The following is a 323-nucleotide window of genomic DNA, read 5'->3' on the forward strand; positions in this document are numbered from 1 at the left end:
TAGCTGTCAACCAGGGCACCAACGATGGTGTCATTCAACTGGATTTGGGACACTTGGGTGATGGCTGTGTCGTTGGTCAGTTCAATGTTACCGATGTTTTTGATGCCGTTGAAGTCGCCGATGGATGCGTTAGTTGCATTACGCAGTTCGATGACGTCGTCGTTCTTCAGGCTGTTGTTGGTGGTGTTGTTGTCCACAGCACCGCCGTCAATAGCGTGAGTACCATTGAAGTTGGCATCAGTGAAGATGATGCGGTCGGCTGTACGGGTGGCACCTTCTTCGCCGTTGTAGCTGAAGCGGCTAGTCGCGCTCAGGGTACGGGC

1 protein-coding gene is annotated in these 323 nt (G+C 53.3%); it reads right to left on the reverse strand.

Features of this window, described 5'->3' with window-relative positions; translation table 11 throughout:
* On the reverse strand, positions 1-323 hold a 323-nt coding region (locus tag ACO0K9_RS28120), incomplete at both ends, for a hypothetical protein (RefSeq protein ID WP_422990709.1).

The organism is Undibacterium sp. Ji50W (assembly GCF_049340445.1).
Classification (GTDB): Bacteria; Pseudomonadota; Gammaproteobacteria; order Burkholderiales; family Burkholderiaceae_D; genus Undibacterium.